The sequence below is a fragment of the Blautia sp. AM23-13AC genome (genome assembly GCF_003435675.1).
Taxonomy (GTDB): domain Bacteria; phylum Bacillota; class Clostridia; order Lachnospirales; family Lachnospiraceae; genus Fusicatenibacter; species Fusicatenibacter saccharivorans.
Genome location: NZ_QTUL01000003.1, coordinates 238,473 through 255,985 on the forward strand (window position 1 = coordinate 238,473; position 17,513 = coordinate 255,985).

16 protein-coding genes are annotated in these 17,513 nt (G+C 47.1%); 6 read left to right on the forward strand and 10 right to left on the reverse strand.

The features are described from left to right. Positions 1-133: 133 nt before the first annotated feature. Positions 134-616 carry a glycoside hydrolase family 3 N-terminal domain-containing protein gene (locus DW642_RS05855; protein ID WP_416388114.1) on the reverse strand — a complete coding sequence of 161 codons (483 nt, stop codon included), beginning with the start codon at positions 614-616 and terminating at the stop codon, positions 134-136. Between the two features lie 136 nt (positions 617-752). On the opposite strand from DW642_RS05855, the gene DW642_RS05860 reads away from it, so the two are divergent. Together DW642_RS05860 and DW642_RS05865 are read left to right on the forward strand one after the other, a co-directional pair. After that, positions 753-995, forward strand: coding sequence for a hypothetical protein (locus DW642_RS05860; RefSeq protein WP_055265060.1), 243 nt, complete (start codon positions 753-755; stop codon positions 993-995). A 38-nt stretch (positions 996-1,033) separates the two neighbouring features. Further along, positions 1,034-1,234 carry a Uma2 family endonuclease gene (locus DW642_RS05865; RefSeq protein WP_117509614.1) on the forward strand — a complete coding sequence of 67 codons (201 nt, stop codon included), beginning with the start codon at positions 1,034-1,036 and terminating at the stop codon, positions 1,232-1,234. On the opposite strand, the gene DW642_RS05870 is transcribed toward DW642_RS05865, so the two are convergent. Then, positions 1,220-1,510, reverse strand: coding sequence for a hypothetical protein (locus DW642_RS05870; protein WP_117509580.1), 291 nt, complete (start codon positions 1,508-1,510; stop codon positions 1,220-1,222). The genes DW642_RS05865 and DW642_RS05870 overlap by 15 nt on opposite strands. Positions 1,511-1,779: 269 nt before the next feature. Between DW642_RS05870 and DW642_RS05875 the strand changes: the two genes are divergently transcribed. Then, positions 1,780-2,415 (forward strand): helix-turn-helix domain-containing protein, encoded by a 636-nt coding sequence (locus DW642_RS05875; RefSeq protein WP_117509581.1) that lies wholly within the window; start codon positions 1,780-1,782, stop codon positions 2,413-2,415. Then, the gene (locus DW642_RS05880; RefSeq protein WP_117509582.1) at positions 2,396-3,217 is read left to right on the forward strand and encodes a hypothetical protein; all 822 of its coding nucleotides are present in this window, start codon (positions 2,396-2,398) and stop codon (positions 3,215-3,217) included. The genes DW642_RS05875 and DW642_RS05880 overlap by 20 nt, the downstream gene beginning before the upstream one ends. Positions 3,218-3,301: 84 nt before the next feature. Here the strand turns inward: DW642_RS05880 and DW642_RS05885 are convergent, their stop codons facing one another. From DW642_RS05885 to DW642_RS05895, 3 genes are all read right to left on the reverse strand, one after another. Next, positions 3,302-5,329 (reverse strand): glycoside hydrolase family 31 protein, encoded by a 2,028-nt coding sequence (locus DW642_RS05885; RefSeq protein ID WP_117509583.1) that lies wholly within the window; start codon positions 5,327-5,329, stop codon positions 3,302-3,304. A gap of 84 nt (positions 5,330-5,413) precedes the next feature. Further along, the gene (yicI, locus tag DW642_RS05890) at positions 5,414-7,732 is read right to left on the reverse strand and encodes an alpha-xylosidase (protein ID WP_117509584.1); all 2,319 of its coding nucleotides are present in this window, start codon (positions 7,730-7,732) and stop codon (positions 5,414-5,416) included. A 277-nt stretch (positions 7,733-8,009) separates the two neighbouring features. After that, a complete protein-coding gene (locus tag DW642_RS05895; protein ID WP_055265074.1) occupies positions 8,010-8,960 on the reverse strand; it encodes a phospho-N-acetylmuramoyl-pentapeptide-transferase in 951 nt (316 codons plus the stop codon). 167 nt (positions 8,961-9,127) lie between these two features. On the opposite strand from DW642_RS05895, the gene DW642_RS05900 reads away from it, so the two are divergent. Together DW642_RS05900 and DW642_RS05905 are read left to right on the forward strand one after the other, a co-directional pair. After that, entirely contained in the window at positions 9,128-10,003 is an 876-nt protein-coding gene (locus DW642_RS05900) for an AraC family transcriptional regulator (RefSeq protein WP_117509585.1), read from the forward strand. Positions 10,004-10,048: 45 nt separating this feature from the next. After that, positions 10,049-10,690: an endonuclease III domain-containing protein gene (locus DW642_RS05905; protein ID WP_117509586.1), complete on the forward strand. Its 642-nt coding sequence runs from the start codon at positions 10,049-10,051 to the stop codon at positions 10,688-10,690. Positions 10,691-10,780: 90 nt separating this feature from the next. On the opposite strand, the gene DW642_RS05910 is transcribed toward DW642_RS05905, so the two are convergent. From DW642_RS05910 to DW642_RS05930, 5 genes are all read right to left on the reverse strand, one after another. Further along, on the reverse strand, positions 10,781-11,218 hold the full coding sequence (locus tag DW642_RS05910; RefSeq protein ID WP_022463033.1) for a MarR family winged helix-turn-helix transcriptional regulator: 438 nt from the start codon (positions 11,216-11,218) through the stop codon (positions 10,781-10,783). Positions 11,219-11,381: 163 nt separating this feature from the next. Then, positions 11,382-12,731, reverse strand: coding sequence for an MATE family efflux transporter (locus DW642_RS05915; RefSeq protein WP_117509587.1), 1,350 nt, complete (start codon positions 12,729-12,731; stop codon positions 11,382-11,384). After that, positions 12,715-13,179: a MarR family winged helix-turn-helix transcriptional regulator gene (locus DW642_RS05920; protein WP_117509588.1), complete on the reverse strand. Its 465-nt coding sequence runs from the start codon at positions 13,177-13,179 to the stop codon at positions 12,715-12,717. The genes DW642_RS05915 and DW642_RS05920 overlap by 17 nt, the downstream gene beginning before the upstream one ends. A 173-nt stretch (positions 13,180-13,352) precedes the next feature. Then, on the reverse strand, positions 13,353-15,638 hold the full coding sequence (locus DW642_RS05925; RefSeq protein WP_242991136.1) for an ATP-binding protein: 2,286 nt from the start codon (positions 15,636-15,638) through the stop codon (positions 13,353-13,355). 2 nt (positions 15,639-15,640) lie between these two features. Further along, a complete protein-coding gene (locus tag DW642_RS05930; RefSeq protein ID WP_117509589.1) occupies positions 15,641-17,485 on the reverse strand; it encodes an ABC transporter substrate-binding protein in 1,845 nt (614 codons plus the stop codon). Between the last annotated feature and the right edge of the window lie 28 nt (positions 17,486-17,513).

The following is a 17,513-nucleotide window of genomic DNA, read 5'->3' on the forward strand; positions in this document are numbered from 1 at the left end:
TTGCCCAACTATTTGAATGTTACAGTTCACTGCATCTCAGCGAACTGTAATATTCAAAGCCCGCATGGAAAATTTTGCTTTGCGAAGTGGCGGCAGCTATTTCTGATGTTATTTTATCCCTGAAAACGCCGCATTATTCATATGAATTGGAAGTAAAAATCATTTCCAGGATTCTCTGGGCACAGGCGGTCAGGTCTTTTTCCTCGAGATACTGGTCATTTTCGGCACTCAGCGCATCCAGGATTTCGCGGCGGTCGGTGTCGGTTCCCGGCATCACAAGATCGTTTCCGGCAGCGATGCATTTTGCGGCGGAGGAGCCTCCATCAGCGTTTGTTGTGGTCCAGTCGGTCATGATGATGCCCGCAAAGCCCCATTCCTTTCTTGCAGCGGTCGTGCACAGATCGTAGCTGTTGGCGGTGTGGACACCGTTTACCTTGTTGTAGGAGGTCATGATCGCCTTTGGCTGGGATTCTTTGATTGCAATTTCGAAGCCCTTCAGATAGATCTCACGCAGAGCGCGCTCGGAGACGATGCTCGATACGCCGCGGCGGTTTTCTTCCTGATTGTTGCAGGCGTAATGTTTGATGGTCGTTCCGACCCCGTGCTGTCTCTGCACACCGCGTGTGAGAGCTGCTGCGATGATTCTGACCAGAATTTCGATTGAATTTTCTCCCGCCCTGTTCTATACTAATGTAAACAAATGTAGCTGTTTTTTATTCCAGATAACTACAAAATCGGAGGTATCACGCTTTATGCATATGACACAAATTCAATCTGTCTTAAACGAGAAAAAAATCACGTTTTCCTATACGGAAGAGGACAACTGCGGAAGCATCGACTTTGAGCACCGCGGTCTGCGGTATCATATCTGGGAATTTGCAGACGATGTGGAGCCGGTCGGCGTGGAGACCAATCTGCGGTATGCAGGGCGCGATGAGGAAATCGAAGGCGATTACGATACGATTCTCGCAGAACATTTAAAGAAAGAATTTTAAGCGATTTCATTTCATTTTTGGGAAAAGATGTGTATTTTATGACGCCAGTTCTTCAACCACAGCTCGAAAAAGTCACGCTGGAACAGTATGAAATGCTTCCAGAAGAGAAACGCTTCGAAGTTTTTGACGGTGTCATCTACGACATGGCAAGCCCTTCGCAGGTTCATCAGGCACTGTCCATGCAGCTTTCTACACTCATCAATACTTACATTCTTCGCAAAAAATCATATATTTTCTAACGCTGCCAGAAACAGCTCATAGAAGTCATCTTCCCCTTCAAGCGCCGGGGAATTTTCTCCGCCGCCATTGGTGCTGCGTTTGATTTCTGCGTAAAATTCTTCACCTGCCATGGCAAGATCCATTTCATAGATGGAAACGCCATAGGCATGGCAGATTTCGCAGAATGCGTGGATTGGATTCGGATTTTTCCTTGTCTGAAGCAGTTTTTCACGCAGAATAGAGTCTGCTTTTGCTTTTTTCTGCAGTTCGTCTAACAGTTCAACCAGTTCATTCATTTTGACAACCTCCCTTTTTGCTAAAAAAACAGCACAGAAATCCCACGGTTTGCGTGCCTCTCTGTACTGCTTCTTTATTTTACGCTACTTTTCTTTTTTCTGTCAAGCTTTTGCCTGCACTGCAGGGAAGTTCTTTCATCGCCATGATTGCTGTTCTCAGACATCTGCGAGCCGTAACTTTTCTCAATCAGTTCGTTTTTTGTCAATAAATGATTTCTTGACGCTTTCAGATCTCTGTGATACAGTAATGGCAGAAACGAGGTGATTGCATGAAAAACACATTTGAGCAGCAGATTTATGAGATCTTTGGAACAACAGATCTGAAGGAGCTGCGCAGGCTTTCCAAGGACGCGGAACAATACCAGCAGTTAGCCCAAAAAGAAGCCCTGCGCCATGCAGCTGGAAGAAAACCTGCTTTTTCGCTGCCGCAAATCATTCAGATGGCTGCCATGCAGCAGCAGGGAAAAAGTATTGCCGAGATCGCGCGCACCTTTCAGGTCAGCAGGCAGACGGTATACAATCAAATTGCCCGTGCTCACTGTTTCAGCACGGATCCCGATGTCAAAACGCGGATGTGTTTTCTTTACCGCGATCAGCTTTGCACAACGATTGATATCGACTTCCGTCATGAGAAAATTGCAATCCAGAATTACACAAAAAAAATTCCGCTTCGTGCCTTTGGCGTTGTGGAGCATCCGACCTGGGATGATTTTACCTGGTTTCTGGAAAGCCGCTGTTTTCCCAAAACACGCGATCATGCCAAAGATATTTTAAAAGAAATGGGACTTCCCTTTTATGATCCGCTGCTTATCATTGAAAAAACAGATGGGCGAATGGCCGGTGACGAGCAATGGATCCTGATTCTGAAGAATAAGGAGGCACGCCATGGAACAGATCCGTCTTGATCATCAGCTGCCTGTCAAAAAAACAGATCACACCTCAAAAGGGGACCAGCTCAAGTGGAAAATCGGTAATATCTGGTACAAATCCGACTATATGGGATATGAGGGACTCTCGGAGACACTGGTGTCTCATTTACTGCAAAAAAGCACTCTTTCCCACCCGTTTGTCCTGTATCAGCCTGTTCGGATTGCATACCGCGGCACTCTCCGCAGTGGCTGTTCCAGTCCTGATTTTCTAAAAGCAAATCAGATGCTGATCCCATTGGAAAAACTGTACCGCCAGAATACCGGAGACAGTCTGGCAATCACGCTTGCTGCTTTTTCAGAACCGGCGGAACGCATTCGTTTTCTGGCAGATCAGATGGAACACATGACGGGAATTCAGAATTTCGGTGCATATCTGACCGCTATGCTGGAAATTGATGCCTTCTTTCTAAACGAAGACCGGCACACCAACAACATCGCTGTTCTATATGATACAGAAACAGAGCAATATTCTCCAAGTCCTCTGTTCGATCAGGGTTTATGCCTGTTTGCAGACATTAGCAATGACTATCCTCTGGATCTGCCGATGGATGTCTGTATAGAACGCATCGAAGCCAAACCTTTCAGCTCTGATTTTGATACACAGCTGGATGCTGCGGAGGAATTATACGGTATCCAGCTTCACTTTTCCTTTACTGCAAAAGATGTCTGCACGGAACTGGATTCTCCGGCCGATTACTATCCTCTGGAAATCCGCCAGCGTGTTGAGCAGATCATACGCCGACAGATGCGCAAATATGGATATCTGATGCGCAGTTAGAGTCGAAAAGAAAACAGTACAGAAAAGTCCCCACGCTGTGTGTGTCTTCTGTACTGTTTTCTTTTTTGACCTTTTTACACGATCTTATGCCATTTTCTTAAATACCGGAATCGAATCGATCGGTGCAGCGGCACGGATAGTCTGTCCGCCTTCGTACACTTTTCCGTCTCTGGTGTCTTCCCAGCGTCCTGCCGGAAGATATACTTCACGCTCGAACTCGTTCAGATGGAAAATCGGCGCTACCAGGTATTCGCTTCCGAACATATACTGATCCTGCAGCTCCCAGCATTTTTTGTCATCCGGGAACTCGTAGAACATGGTACGGATCAGCGGAGAACCGTTTTCGGATGCTTCGTCATACAGCTGTTTGATGTAATCGTGCATGCTGATGCGGATGTCGTAATATTTTTTCATGATCCGGTAATTTTCTTCTCCATAGCTCCACAGTTCATTGGACTGGCCGGTATACAGGTAGCCGCCGCCAAAATCACGGTCATCGAGCGGTGGAATGTTGTGCGGTCCGCGGTCGCCGTGCATACGGAAAACAGCAGAGTAAACGGCAAACTCATACCAGCGGATCAGAAGCTGCTGGAAATCCGGGTCGTTGACATCATCTGTCATAAAGCCGCCGATATCGGTTGTCCACCATGGAATGCCGGCAAGACCCATATTAAGGCCGGCCTGGAGCTGATCATAGAAGGCTTCAAAGGTACTCGGCACATCGCCGGACCATACAACATTTCCGTATTTCTGGCTTCCGGCCCAGGCGCAGCGAAGCAGGTTTACAATATTTTCTTCTCCTTCTGCTTTCATGCCGTCATAGAAGACACGGCTGTACAGCTGCGGATAGATATTGCTGCAGGAAAGAGCAGGTCCGTCGATATAGCGGTAATGATCGAAATCGTAAACGCCGAAATCCGGTTCTGAGTTGTCCAGCCAGAAGGCATCGATTCCAAAATCATAATAGTTTTTCTTGCAGACTTCCCAGACGTATTTTCTGGTTTCCGGGTTGAACACATCGATTTCCACGCAGTCCCCCTGGAAATCATACGTCTGCAGGGCGCCGCGCTCTGTTTTAATCAGCAGGCCGCGGTCCAGCATCGGCCAGAAATTCTCGCTCTTCCGGTCTACGCTTGGCCATACGGAAACGATAACTTTGATTCCCATGGAATGCAGTTCGTCCACCATGGCTTTTGGATCCGGCCAGTATTTTTCATCGAATTTCCAGTCGCCCTGTACGGTCCAGTGGAAGAAATCGATGACAATCTGATCGATTTTGATGCCTTCCTTCTGGTAGCGGCGTGCCACTTCAAGCACTTCCTCCTGCGTACGGTAGCGCAGCTTGCACTGCCACAGGCCCATACGGTCCTCCGGGAATTTCGGCGCGCGGCCGGTCACTGCGGTGTAATTTTCCAGGATCTCTTTCGGTGTATCGGCTGCGGTCAGCCAGTAGTCCATATCTTTGGTCGAGCGTGCAGTCCATTCGGTGTAGTTCTTTCCGAAGGTTACCTGTCCGACAGCCGGATTGTTCCACAGCATACCATATCCTAAGCTGGATACGGCGAATGGTACGCTGATCTGGGAGTTCCGCTGCGCCAGCTCCAGGGTGCATCCCTTCAGATCCATGTATTTCTGCTGATACTGGCCCATTCCGAAAATTTTCTCTTCGTCGTTGCTCTCAAATTTCAGGTTCAGGCTGTATTCGCTTCCGCCGATCACACCTTTCCACTCACGGTTGACCGTTTTTAAGCAGCGGCTCTCTTTGCTGATCGTTCCGTCGTAGCAACGGTGATATTCTCTTAAAATTTCCTGTTCTTCTTTGTAGAAGGTGATAACTCCTGCAAAGTTGACTACAGCACGGATTTTTCCATTGGTGATCGATGCGCTGGTTCTTTTTCCCATCGCTCCGTCGATTTCCAGATGATCGACCGCAAACTGCTCTGCTTTTGCCTCTGTTTTTTCCGGCACTTCGATCAGCGCCCAGTCTTTTCCGGAAAATTCCGGAAGCATGGTTGCGCGGACACGTAAGGAATCTTTTCCCCACGGCTCAATCCGCAGTGTTTCTCCGTTTACCTGTGCAATTAACACACCATTTTCTGTCTGAAAACGCATTGTTTTATTCTCCTTTTTTGAAAAGAGAGGTCACAGAAAAATTTGCTTTTCCGTGCCTCTCCCTATATTCTTACATTCCGATGTTTATGCAACAACAACTTCGCTTGCATCTGCTGCCAGAACAGCTTCTTTCTTTTCATTTCCGACGAAGACTTCTACTTTCAGTTCGGTATGTGCGCCTTCTACGGATACTTTCACTGTGTCGCCGTCTTTCACTGCTTTTACGGTGAATACATTGTTTCCGTGGATATCCGGAACTTTTGTCTCGGCTGCGTCTTTTAACTGATATACGCAAACAGTTGCGTGGTCAGCGTAGTCGTAATCCGGTTTGGTGTCGCAGTTTCCTCTTACTACGATGCTGTTCTCTCTTACATACAGCGGCATGGAGAAGTAGTCGTAGGTTCCCTGATACCATCTGCCGCCCTCTTTTGTCTCGCCGGTCAGAAGCTCGGTCCAGGTGCCTTCCGGCAGGTAGTACTGTGCAACTTTATCCTCGCGGAATACCGGTGCAACCATAAGGGCATCACCTAACATGTACTGCTGATCCAGATATGGAACGGCCGGGTCGTTCATGAACTCGAATACCATCGGGCGCATAACCGGGGTTCCTTCCTCGTGTGCCTCTACAGATTTCTGGAAGATGTACGGCATCAGCGAGCATTTCAGGTTGGTGAAGAATTTTACAACATCGCATGCTTCGTCATCGAACAGCCACGGCACACGGTAGCTTCCTGATCCGTGCAGACGGCTGTGGGTAGACATGAGTCCAAATGCGCACCATCTCTTGTACAGATCCGGTGTTGCGGTGCTCTCGAATCCGGAGATATCATGGCTCCAGAAGGAGAAGCCGCTCATCGCGAAGGAAAGACCGCCGCGCAGGGTTTCTGCCATGGACGGATAGTTTGCAGAGCAGTCGCCGCCCCAGTGTACCGGGAATTTCTGGCTTCCTGCTGTTGCACTTCTCGCAAACAGAACTGCCTCGTTCTCGCCTTTTACTTCTTTTAACAGGTTGAATACTGCCTGGTTGTACAGGTATGTATAGTAGTTGTGCATTGCCTGCGGATCGCTTCCGTCGTGGTATACAACATCAACCGGGATTCTCTCGCCGAAGTCGGTCTTGAAGCAGTCTACGCCGCAGTCCAGAACGGTTTTCAGTTTATCCGTGTACCATTTTACGGCATCCGGGTTGGTGAAGTCTACCAGACCCATACCAGCCTGCCAGTTGTCGGTCTGCCATACGCCTCTGCCGTCTGCTCTCTGAAGGAGATAGCCGTTTGCTGCACCCTCTTTGAAGAACGCGGTTCCCTGTGCGATGTACGGGTTGATCCATGCGCAGATGTGCAGGCCTTTGTCATGATATTTCTTTAAGGTTGCACGGATGTCCGGGAAGCATTTCTTATCCCACTCGAAATCGCACCAGTGGAATTCATGCATCCAGAAGCAGTCGAAATGGAATACGCTCAGCGGAATATTTCTCTTCTCCATTCCCTCGATGAAGGATGTGGTAGTCTCTTCGTCGTAGTTTGTGGTAAAGGATGTGGACAGCCACAGACCAAAGGACCACGCCGGAGGAAGTGCCGGACGTCCGGTCAGTGCGGTGTACTCGTTCATGATCTTCTTCGGTGACGGGCCGTGGAACAGATAATATTTGATTCTCTCGCCCGGTACGGAGAAGCCGACATACTCAACTTTTTCGCTTGCTACTTCGAAGGAAACGTTGTCGGTGCTGTCAACGAGAATACCGTAGCCGTTGTTTGTCATATAGAATGGTACGCATTTGTATCCGATCTCGGATGCAGTACCGCCGTCTTCATTCCAGGTATCAACAACCTGTCCGTTTTTCACGAATGGGGTGAATCTCTCGCCAAGGCCGTATACGCACTCACCTACGCCAAGGGACAGCTCACTTACCATGTATGGCTGATATTTTTCGGTCATGTAGTTCGGTGCCGGCAGCATGGTGCTCTGCTTGCGTTCCCATCTGATATAGGAAAGGTTGCGGAATCCGCTTCCGGTCAGGACTTTTCCGTCTGCCTCGAAGGTGTAAGCGAAGATTCCTTTTCTCTGTACGCGTACCAGTACGCTTCCGGTGTCGAGAACTGCCTCATCGTCGTTGATGGTAACGGTTACGTCCTCGTATACGCTCTCTGTTTTGTCGAAGGACGGAACTTTGTTGTCGTATGCTTCATAGTGCCATGCTTCCATGGAGATGGTATCCGGTGTGTGTGCCACGAACTCAACGGTGATGGTCGGCAGGTTCAGGGTCATACCTCTGTGCTCGATCGGGCGGGTGGTAGCCAGGATACGCATACCGCCTGGGATCTGCTCTACTTCATAAGCCTGCATTGCATGGGATGCATTTGCTTTTTCACTCGGAAGCCAGTAACCTTCTGTGAATTTCATCTTTTCATTACCTCCTGATTGGATGAGCCTGAAACAGATAGCTGAAAGCACTTTCCTTTCATCAATCTTTACAAAATTATTGTTTCAAGCTGACGTTTTTTGGTAATTTTATACTACCACACTCTTGCTTTCGAAAACAGGGCGGATTCTGTGAAAAAATACGGCGATATTATCTTTTTCTATCTTTTTGGTGTATTCGGGGGGCTGGGATGCAAAACGGGAGTGTGCCCCGCAGACGTCTGCAAAAGACACACTCCCGTTTCTCTTCTGTTTTTTCTTATGCTGCAATCAGATACGCAATGACGGCCAGCAGGATCTGCAGGATCACAAAGCGGATCACAACCTGACTGTCGGACCATTTGTATTTCAGGCGGACATGGTCATGCAGCGGTGTTCTTGTATTTTTGAGGATCGCGATTTTCAGGAAACGGAGTAAAAATACTTTGACAAGGCCGATTCCTCCGTCGACGATCATCACGCCTGCCATCAACAGATATAAAAACGGATGGCGGGACTGCATGGCAAGGATGGCGATGTAGAAGCCAAGTGCTCTCGAACCGGCGTCTCCCATCAGCATGCTGCTCGGCGAGGTGTTGAAATACAGGTACGCGAGAAGCGCTGCCACGAACAGGTAATTGGCTACGGTGAAGCTTCCAAGGACATCGTGGAAAATCATACTGAACGCGAAGATAACCACGCAGGAAAGGCTCGCGCAGAGTCCGTCGACACCGTCGGAACAGTTTGTAACGTTGATCGAAATCCAGATCAGGATGATGCCGAGGATTATGTAGACCACTTTCGGAATGGTAAGGGACATGCTTCCGAAGTAGATCGTGGTGGAATTGTAATTCACAAAGGTGATGACGGTCACAATGGAGATGACGAGGTCAATCGCGCCTTTTTTGTAATCGCTCCACGGGGTTTCGGATGCATCATCGAGGTAGCCGCTCAGCATGATGCAGACGAGCAGGATCGCGTAGATCACATACTCGGCGCCAAGAGGCAGGAACAGAACGCTTCCGATCAGGAAACAGATGACGATCACAAGGCCGACGCCGCGCAGTTTTCCGCGGGAGAGGCCGCCGTTTACGGCAAATTCTCTGCCGTGATCGCTCGGCAGAAAGGAAAATGGATGCTTTAACGCCAGAAAGGTCAGCAGAAAGGTGACCACGATTCCCAGCATGGCGATCTGGCCGGGATTTAAAAAATTACTCCATACTTGATACATACGTTTTCTTCCTTCACTTTTCTTTAGATTGAGTTTGCACGAAGCCGTATGTGACGTGGCTTTGTGTTCATTTATTATAACAACTTCATACAAAAATTGCTATACCCAATTCGGGGGTTTCGTGATAAGATAGTGATACACTAAGTTGAACAAAAAAGGAGTTTTTTATGCCACGCAAAGATCATCTGCCGCGCCAGACACGCCAGGAACACATCACGCTGCAGCCGAACCGCAGCATCGAATTTCGTGTAACCGACGATTTCGGCAGTTTTTCGCCGCCGCACTGGCACGACGCGCTGGAAATTATTTATATTCTGGAGGGTTCCTCCATTGTCACGCTCTCGGACCGCACAAAGACCGTCCTTCCGGGTCAATTTCTGCTGATCAATTCCGGGCGTATCCACACGGCGCGCTGTCCGTCCACGGGAAACCGCTCGATTCTGATGCAGATTCCGGATGCGTTCCTTGCGAACTATCTGCCTGATCCGTCACAGCTCTGGTTCTCGATTGACTACGACAGTACGAATCCGGAAGTGCAGAAAAATATCAGCCAGCTCCGGCGTCTTCTGCTTTCGATGATGCAGCTTCATGACGAAATGCCCGACGGCTATCTGCTGACGTTCCAGCGGGAGCTTTTTACGTTTCTCGATCTGCTCTACACGAAATTTTCCGAGAAGAGCCCGCTTGCGCACCACCCGATGAGCTCCCGGACGCAGACACGGCTCGATACGATTCTGACGTACACGCAGGAAAATTACCAGCGGCCGATTACGCTGAAGGAGGCTGCCGATGTTGTCTCGCTGCAGCCGGAATATTTCTGCCGGTTCTTCCGCCAGAACATGGAAACGACGTATCTGGAATACTTGAATTCCTACCGTCTTTCCCGCATCTACCGCGACCTGATCGCCACGGATCTGCCGGTCGGCACGCTCGCGGAAAAGCATGGTTTTACAAACGATAAGCTATTTCACCGCCTCTTCCGCGAGCGGTTTCACACGACGCCGCTGCAGCTTCGGAAGGCAGCACGCGAGAAAGGATCCTGATAGCTTTCGCTGTTTTAATATCTTTGAGAATGGGAGTTTAACACGATGACAAAAGAAAAACTGGCGCTTGCCGTCATTGAACGTTTGAAACAAGAATATCCTGACGCCGACTGTACGCTTGACTATGACCAGGCGTGGAAGCTGCTCGTCAGTGTCCGCCTGGCCGCACAGTGCACCGATGCGCGGGTCAATGTTGTGGTGGAGGATCTCTACGCAAAGTATCCTGATATCGATGCGCTGGCAAACGCGACACCGGAGGAAATCGAGGAAATTGTGCGGCCGTGCGGTCTTGGAAAGAGCAAGGCACGCGACATCAACGCCTGCATGCGCATGCTGCGCGACGAGTACCACAGCCAGGTGCCGGATGACTTTAACGCACTTTTGAAGCTCCCGGGCGTGGGACGGAAAAGTGCGAACCTGATTATGGGCGATGTATTCAAAAAGCCTGCGATTGTGACGGATACGCACTGCATCCGACTGTGCAACCGCATCGGGCTCGTGCATGACTGCAAGGATCCGAAGAAGGTGGAGATGGCACTCTGGAAAATTGTGCCGCCGGAAGAAGGAAGCTCGCTCTGCCACCGGTTTGTGGAGCACGGACGCGAGGTCTGTACTGCGCGGACGACACCGCACTGTGAACGGTGTGTGCTCGCGGATATCTGTGAGAAGAACGGCGTAGAAAAATAGCATTTTTCTATGCGTTTCCATGCGAAAAAGGCTTTTGCATACCGGACAGATTTTTCTGATTCTGTCCCGGCTGCAAAAGCCTTTTTGTTTCTATTTTTTATACGACCGAAAGAAGTCCGTCAGCGCTTTCAGCGTTTTCCCGAGCACCTGCACTTCCTCTTCTCCGAGTTCCGCCATCACGGCATCCGTCATCTGCTCGTGGAATTTTGCGTGATGATGGAATGCCTGCCGTCCCTTTCCGGTCAGGTGGATGTAGACGATCCGGCGGTCCTTCTCGCTGCGCTCCCGCTCGGTGTAGCCTTTTTTCACCAGACTGTTCATCGACGTTGTCAGCGATCCGACCGTGATGTCGAGCTTTGCCGCGATCGATGACATATTGCCGCCCTCCAGGCCGACGGCTTCTATGATGTGCATATCGTTGTTCGTCAGATCCTTGAAATCCTCGGTGATGATCGCCTCTTCTTCCAGTTTTTGTATCTCGTGAAACAGATGGACCAGTGTCTCATTGATGATTTCTCTGTTATCCACTCCTCTTCCCCTTTCCGTCTGTTCTGTCCCTTCTGAACAGGGTTCCGCTCTTTCTGTCTGTATTGTATCAAAAAAGTTCCAGACAAACAATACCAAAAACTGCCTGGGAAACGGCGGATCGCTCCGTGCCGTTTCCTAGGCAGTTCTGTTATGTTTGATTCAATTACATCTGCCCTTTTTTCTTTAACCGTGTAAAACAGATCATGAAAAAGCAGATGCCGTATACGGTTGTGATCGGGGTGGACATGCCGACGAAGGTCAGGTTCGTATTCGGCAGGTGTGAGAAGAACAGCGCCAGCGGAATACGGATCAGGCAGGCGGAGGTGATTCCCTGGATCATAACCGGGATGCTGATGCCGCGGCCGTTGAAGTATCCGATGCTGCTGAACAGCACACAGGTCAGAATACATTCCGGTGCGAAACCGCGCAGGTAAGCGGCGCTCTGCTCGATAACGGCCGGATCGCTCGTGAAGATTCTGGAGATGACACTTCCACCGAAGAAACCGATGCAGAAAATCACAACTCCAAGAGAGCAGCCCGTTGCGATTGCGGTGAGGAAGCCCTTCCACGCGCGGTCTTTCTTTCCGGCTCCGGTGTTCTGTGCCACGAATGCTGACACAGACTGCATCACAGAGGACGGGATCAGCATGATGAATGAGGTCAGCTTCTGCGCCACACCGTATCCGGCGGACGGCATAAGGCCCATGCCGTTGATGATCGAGTTGATCACAAGGAAGGAAATCTGTACGGTCGTCTCCTGCAGCGCGATCGGCACACCGACGTTCAGGACTTTCTTCAGCTCGTCATGGTCGATGCGGCAGTCTTCTTTTTTGAATTCAATCGGCAGATTGCCTTTTTTCAACACACCCATGGAGGCGATGACAGAAATCAGCTGCGCCAGAACCGTCGCAAGCGCTGCTCCCGCAACGTCCAGTTTCAGCACACCGACGAAGAACAGATCTCCGGCAATATTGGCTGCGCAGGCGATGCCGACGAATAAAAGCGGCAGATTTGCATTACCGATTCCGCGAAGCACGCTGCTGATGACGTTGTACGCGATGATGATCAGAATACCGCCGGAACAGATCCGCAGGTAGAGGACGGTTTTGTCAAAAGACTCCGCCGGGACCTGTAAAATATTGGCGATCGGGCCTGCGAACAGCTCCAGAATCACCGTCATGACGACACCGATGATGGCGAACAGAACAATCGAGGTTCCCACGGTTTTGCCGGCCTTATCCGGCTTGCCCTCGCCGATGTGCTGGCCGATCATAACGGTCGAACCCATCGCAAGGCTGGTGATGATAAGTGTTACCATCTGCATGAAGTTGCTTCCGGTTCCGACAGCGGAAATACTCGACGCATCGCCGAACCAGCCGACCACGAGAAGGTCGACCGCACCGTAAGCCGCCTGCAGAATCAGCGCGCCGAGCACCGGCAGCGCAAAGCGGATCAGGGACTGGAAAATCGGTCCCTCTACAAACGATATTTCTTTCTTATTTTCTTTTGCCATTGTTTTTCACTCCTTTTATTCCCGGCATCGTTTCCTGCATCCGTGTGATTGCATACACAAATTCGTCCACCACCGCGTCGTCCAGATCTGGCAGGCGGGATGCCCATTCCCCGTGAAAGTGCGTCACGCGGAGTTCCACAAACTCTTTTCCCTCTTCGGTCAGTGTCAGGTTGATCACGCGCTTATCTTTTTCATCCGCCTGTTTCACGAGAAGATTTCTCTCCTCCAGTTCCTGCACCAGCTTGGTGATGCTCGGCAGCGTTGTGTTCATATAGCTGCTGATGTCGCTGACGCGGCAGAAGCCCTGCTTTTTCTGAATCTCATTCACCGCATCCAGCACATGCACCTGCCGCGGCTTCATACCGTCCGGCAGGTCCGGGAGCTTCTCGATCAGACGCTTTGCATCAAAACACGCATCCAGGAACTGCTTTAATTTTTCCTGTGTCATGGAAAAGGTTCCTTTCTGTTTAAAAATTAGTTATCTTTAGTAATTACTTTTGATAAGTATAGCAGGAAATGAAAAAATGTCAAGAGGGAACTGATGCTAAAAAAGAGCTGATTGAAAGTTCTGGCAATGCCAGATTCTTTCATCAGCTCTTTTCCATATCCATTTGTCACTGTTCAATGAGCTGCATTTCGGTGCCCCCCGCCGGATTTTATGCTTCTGATCGTCTTTTCCAGTACCTTCATCTCAACCGGTTTTGAAACATGGGCATTCATACCGGCTGCCAGAGAATGCTGGATATCCTCAGAAAACGCATTGGCGGTCATAGCAATGATTGGAATTGTCTTTGCCAGTTCATGGGAGCTTCTTCGGATTGCTTTTGTTGCCTCATAACCATTCATAACCGGCATCTGTACATCCATCAGGATCATGTCATAATCCCCCGGAGCAGACTGCTCAAATGCCTCTAAGACCCTTTTACCATTTTCACAGATTGTACACTCTGCACCCTCAATCTTTAACAATTCCATCAGGATTTCTGCATTCAGCTCATTGTCCTCTGCACACAGAAACCTCATTTCTTTCAGGACATTGCCAGCCGGTTCATCCTTTTCTGCCTGTTCTGCTGAAGAAACAAATCTATCTTCTGCTATTCTCAGATCTATAAGAACCTCAAAGCAGCTTCCCTGGCCCAGTTCACTCTCCACATCAATGGTGCCTCCCATTGCTTCAACCAGATTTTTAGTAATAGCCATTCCAAGACCAGTTCCCTGTATCTTATTCGTCATAGAACTTTCAGCACGAGTAAAAGCATCAAAAATTGTATCTTTGAAATCTGCCGACATTCCCATGCCATTATCGCTGACTAAGAAACGGTACTTTGCGTAGACAGATGATTTTGTCTCACATTCTTCTACCAGAAACTGAATTTTTCCACCTTCCTGCGTGTACTTCACTGCATTAGAAACCAAGTTGCTGAAAATCTGCATCAGATGAACCTGATCTCCGTTCACCCACTCGTGCCGGATGTTTTCTTTTATGATTGTAAGAGTCTGATTTTTTTCGTCTATCTGTGAATGGAATATGGTATTGAGTTCTGTAATAAAATCCAAGATGGAAAAATCGGTATACTTAAAAACTGTTTTTCCTGCCTCAATTTTGCTCATATCCAGAACATTATTAATAATTCCTAACAGATGCTGTGATGAAATGTCTATTTTATCTGCATACTCTATTACTTTCGCTTTATTACCGGCATCATGTCTGATCAATGATGTCATGCCGATAATTGCATTCATTGGTGTACGAATATCATGTGACATATTGGACAGGAAATCCGTTTTCGCCTTATTTGCATTTTCAGCGGTCTGCAAGGCTTCCGTTGTAATGTCCTTTGCTTTTTTCAGTTTTTTATTGGACTCCTCCATATCCTTCATTGCCTGCGTCTGAATCTCATTATTTCTTTTTTCGTATTCAGCTTTTTGCTCAGCAAGACTGCGTCTGGAAATACTGTAGAATAATCCGGCAAAAAGCAAAAGTATAAAACCTGCCATGAGTATTGTTTCAAACACTATTGTTTTCTGATAATCTCTTAGTACATTATCTACAACACTTTTTTCTACAATACAAATCAGCATGGTGTTATTATTTTCTATCGGACAGTATCCCAGATAGTAAGGTTTGTCACTTTCCACAAGTTCTACCCCCTGTTCTCTGCCATCCAGCTTTTTTTGAAGAGAATCAGCCTCTTCCTCAGTGATAGCCTGATCTCCTTTTAAATGCTTTAACAAGAAATAGTTCCTGAAAAATTTATCTTCTTTCTGATTTGTATAAGTAATATTTCCGTCGTTATCCAGCATAAACAGATACGCATTCCCGTTATAGCTTTTCACACTTAACATGGAATCTAATTTTGAATGATCATACAAGGTTCCAATTGCCGTATAAGTTTCCCCCTTAATCGTATATTCCTGACATGGAATTGCAACCAGATAACCATCTTTTTTCTTCTGGTTGTAATCAAGAGAAACCAATTTTCCAATATTATATCCGTTCCTCAAATCCAACAAAAGTTTACTTGGCATGTCAACCCGAAGTTTTGTTCCATCAGTGGTTATTGCCTTTCCATTTTCCTGGAGAAATATAAGTGTACTTTCAGATTCTTTCTGCCATGCCTCAAAGAACTTCTTGTTTCTATCCAGTTCAATAGATCTCACTCCCTCTTGAGTAAGAAAATCCTCAAGCATATGCAGCCGACTGTAGTATCCATTCACCTGCAGATCATAGGTCTGCTGTATCTGTTCAACAACTGCTCCCATACTGCTTTTCCCGTTTTCTGCGATATAGCTGTTCATCCTGTTCAAAAGGAGCTTTACAAAAATTAAGTTTAAAAAGATAAGAATTAAAAAGAACAATGGTACTATCATCTTTTTTCTTTTTGTTTTCGCCTGTTCTGTTCCCACTTTTATTTTTCAACCTCTATATAATCTTCCGGTGCTGACGGCTGCTGTCCGTTTTCCATTGCTGCGGTCCATGCACTTGATAATGTTGTGTCCTTAATCTGCTCGATCTCACATCCCGGATTTATTTTTTTCAAAACAGACATTGTGGTGTCTGTAAGAAGAATAGAGTACTCCTTTTCTTTGTCGATTTTTTTCTTATTTACTTCTATGTCCTTTAATGAGAATCCATTTTCCTCCTGCCTGACGATTATTTTCATACCGGATGCAATTGGTAATTCATATTTATTGGTTATATGGAATTTCTCATCAGAATCAGCAAGATATTTCTCCGCAAGTTCATAAATCTCTTTGCCATTGATTTTTGCCAGGTATAATGGTGTATCTAAACTCTTTGCTGTCATCAGACCAACCCGGCTGCAGGTACACTCCCCTTTGTAAATGGAGGAAGTAAAATAATAATATGGTGCCAAAGCCAGCTGAGCATCCTTTTCTTCTCTAATCGTAGTTAAAATAGAAGATGCCGCATCACGACCGTTTTTATCATTTAGCGAAATGGAATATTCATTTTCAAAATTAACTGTGGTTTCTTCTTTTGAATCCTTACTGTTCATTGTGCTGCGAAAAGCATCATAAGCCTGTGTTTCATCCATTTCCCCTGACAATAATCCGTGAACAGCCTCAAGACTGGCATAAAATGATTTTTGAGCAGAATATCGGATATAAACAGAATTATTATTAATTTCATCTTCCAGTCCAGGTACATCTTCCATCATGTTTGGAACATCTACATTTAATGAAATTACACCCTTTCCATCTGCGATCAATGTTTGTCCTTCTTTTGAAATCATACACTCCAGGACATCGAATGCCAGGTCCAGTTTTTCCTGATCTTTTTCCAGTTCTTTGTTAAATGCAATATTCAGAGAAGGGGTCATATTTATAAAAGCTTCATCCGAAATCTGTGAAAAAAACGGTATACGAGTTAATTCTGCATCCATCTGTTCCTGAAATTCCTGCATAAGTGCCGGATAACCATGAAACATTGCTGCTTTTCCCTCAAGGAACATCTGCGTTGCAGTATTAATATCGACGCTGATATCATCACTTGTAAAATGTGAGTCCTTCAAGAATGTATTGGTTTCTGAAAAAATACGTTTCCATAACGCATCATCAAATGCGATATCCCCTGATGCACTTTCAGCTGAGCTTCTCCATTCGATTCCATCCAGACTCATGAATTCCCTAATTGCACCTGTCTGAATCACCTCATGAGCAGACCAGTCTTCTGCAAGATCCAGGGAATACGGTTTTATACCATTATCATAAAATTGCTGACATGCCTGTGCATATTCCTTATAGTTTTTCGGTATCTTGATTCCATACTGTTCAAACAATGTCTTGTTGGCAATAATCGTCTGCGGTATACCGCAGATAGGAAGCCACTGAATCTCATTTTTTGAATTTTTATAATATTGCAATGCATAGGAGTAATACCTGGAAACCACGTCATAAGAAGCAAAATCCATTAGATATGGCTCTAGATCCTGTGCATCTTTTCCAGAAAATCGACGTACGGTTATGATATCCGGCAGTTCACCATGTTCCTCAAAATAGCTATATAAATCGGTATCATTGTTACCGGTAATAAACTCAATATCCTGATCTGGAAACTGCTCATGGATATAGGGTACAATATTTTTCATTAAACGATTTTCCCACAGATACACGGTAAGGTGATCGTCATTTTTAGATACTGCTTTTTGAGATTGTCCACAGCCAGACAAAACAGTAATTGTTAAAAGCACACCTGGCAGTAATGCTATCAGACATTGTTTTGCCTTTTTCATCCTCGTATTTTCCTCATTCTTTCCTGAT

Bases quoted from the DNA above. Each gene is read 5' to 3' on its own strand.
- DW642_RS05860 (WP_055265060.1), top strand. From the start codon at position 753: ATGCATATGACACAAATTCAATCTGTCTTAAACGAGAAAAAAATCACG.
- DW642_RS05865 (WP_117509614.1), top strand. From the start codon at position 1,034: ATGACGCCAGTTCTTCAACCACAGCTCGAAAAAGTCACGCTGGAACAG.
- DW642_RS05870 (WP_117509580.1), bottom strand. From the start codon at position 1,510: ATGAATGAACTGGTTGAACTGTTAGACGAACTGCAGAAAAAAGCAAAA.
- DW642_RS05875 (WP_117509581.1), top strand. From the start codon at position 1,780: ATGAAAAACACATTTGAGCAGCAGATTTATGAGATCTTTGGAACAACA.
- DW642_RS05880 (WP_117509582.1), top strand. From the start codon at position 2,396: ATGGAACAGATCCGTCTTGATCATCAGCTGCCTGTCAAAAAAACAGAT.
- DW642_RS05885 (WP_117509583.1), bottom strand. From the start codon at position 5,329: ATGCGTTTTCAGACAGAAAATGGTGTGTTAATTGCACAGGTAAACGGA.
- yicI (WP_117509584.1), bottom strand. From the start codon at position 7,732: ATGAAATTCACAGAAGGTTACTGGCTTCCGAGTGAAAAAGCAAATGCA.
- DW642_RS05895 (WP_055265074.1), bottom strand. From the start codon at position 8,960: ATGTATCAAGTATGGAGTAATTTTTTAAATCCCGGCCAGATCGCCATG.
- DW642_RS05900 (WP_117509585.1), top strand. From the start codon at position 9,128: ATGCCACGCAAAGATCATCTGCCGCGCCAGACACGCCAGGAACACATC.
- DW642_RS05905 (WP_117509586.1), top strand. From the start codon at position 10,049: ATGACAAAAGAAAAACTGGCGCTTGCCGTCATTGAACGTTTGAAACAA.
- DW642_RS05915 (WP_117509587.1), bottom strand. From the start codon at position 12,731: ATGGCAAAAGAAAATAAGAAAGAAATATCGTTTGTAGAGGGACCGATT.
- DW642_RS05920 (WP_117509588.1), bottom strand. From the start codon at position 13,179: ATGACACAGGAAAAATTAAAGCAGTTCCTGGATGCGTGTTTTGATGCA.
- DW642_RS05930 (WP_117509589.1), bottom strand. From the start codon at position 17,485: ATGAAAAAGGCAAAACAATGTCTGATAGCATTACTGCCAGGTGTGCTT.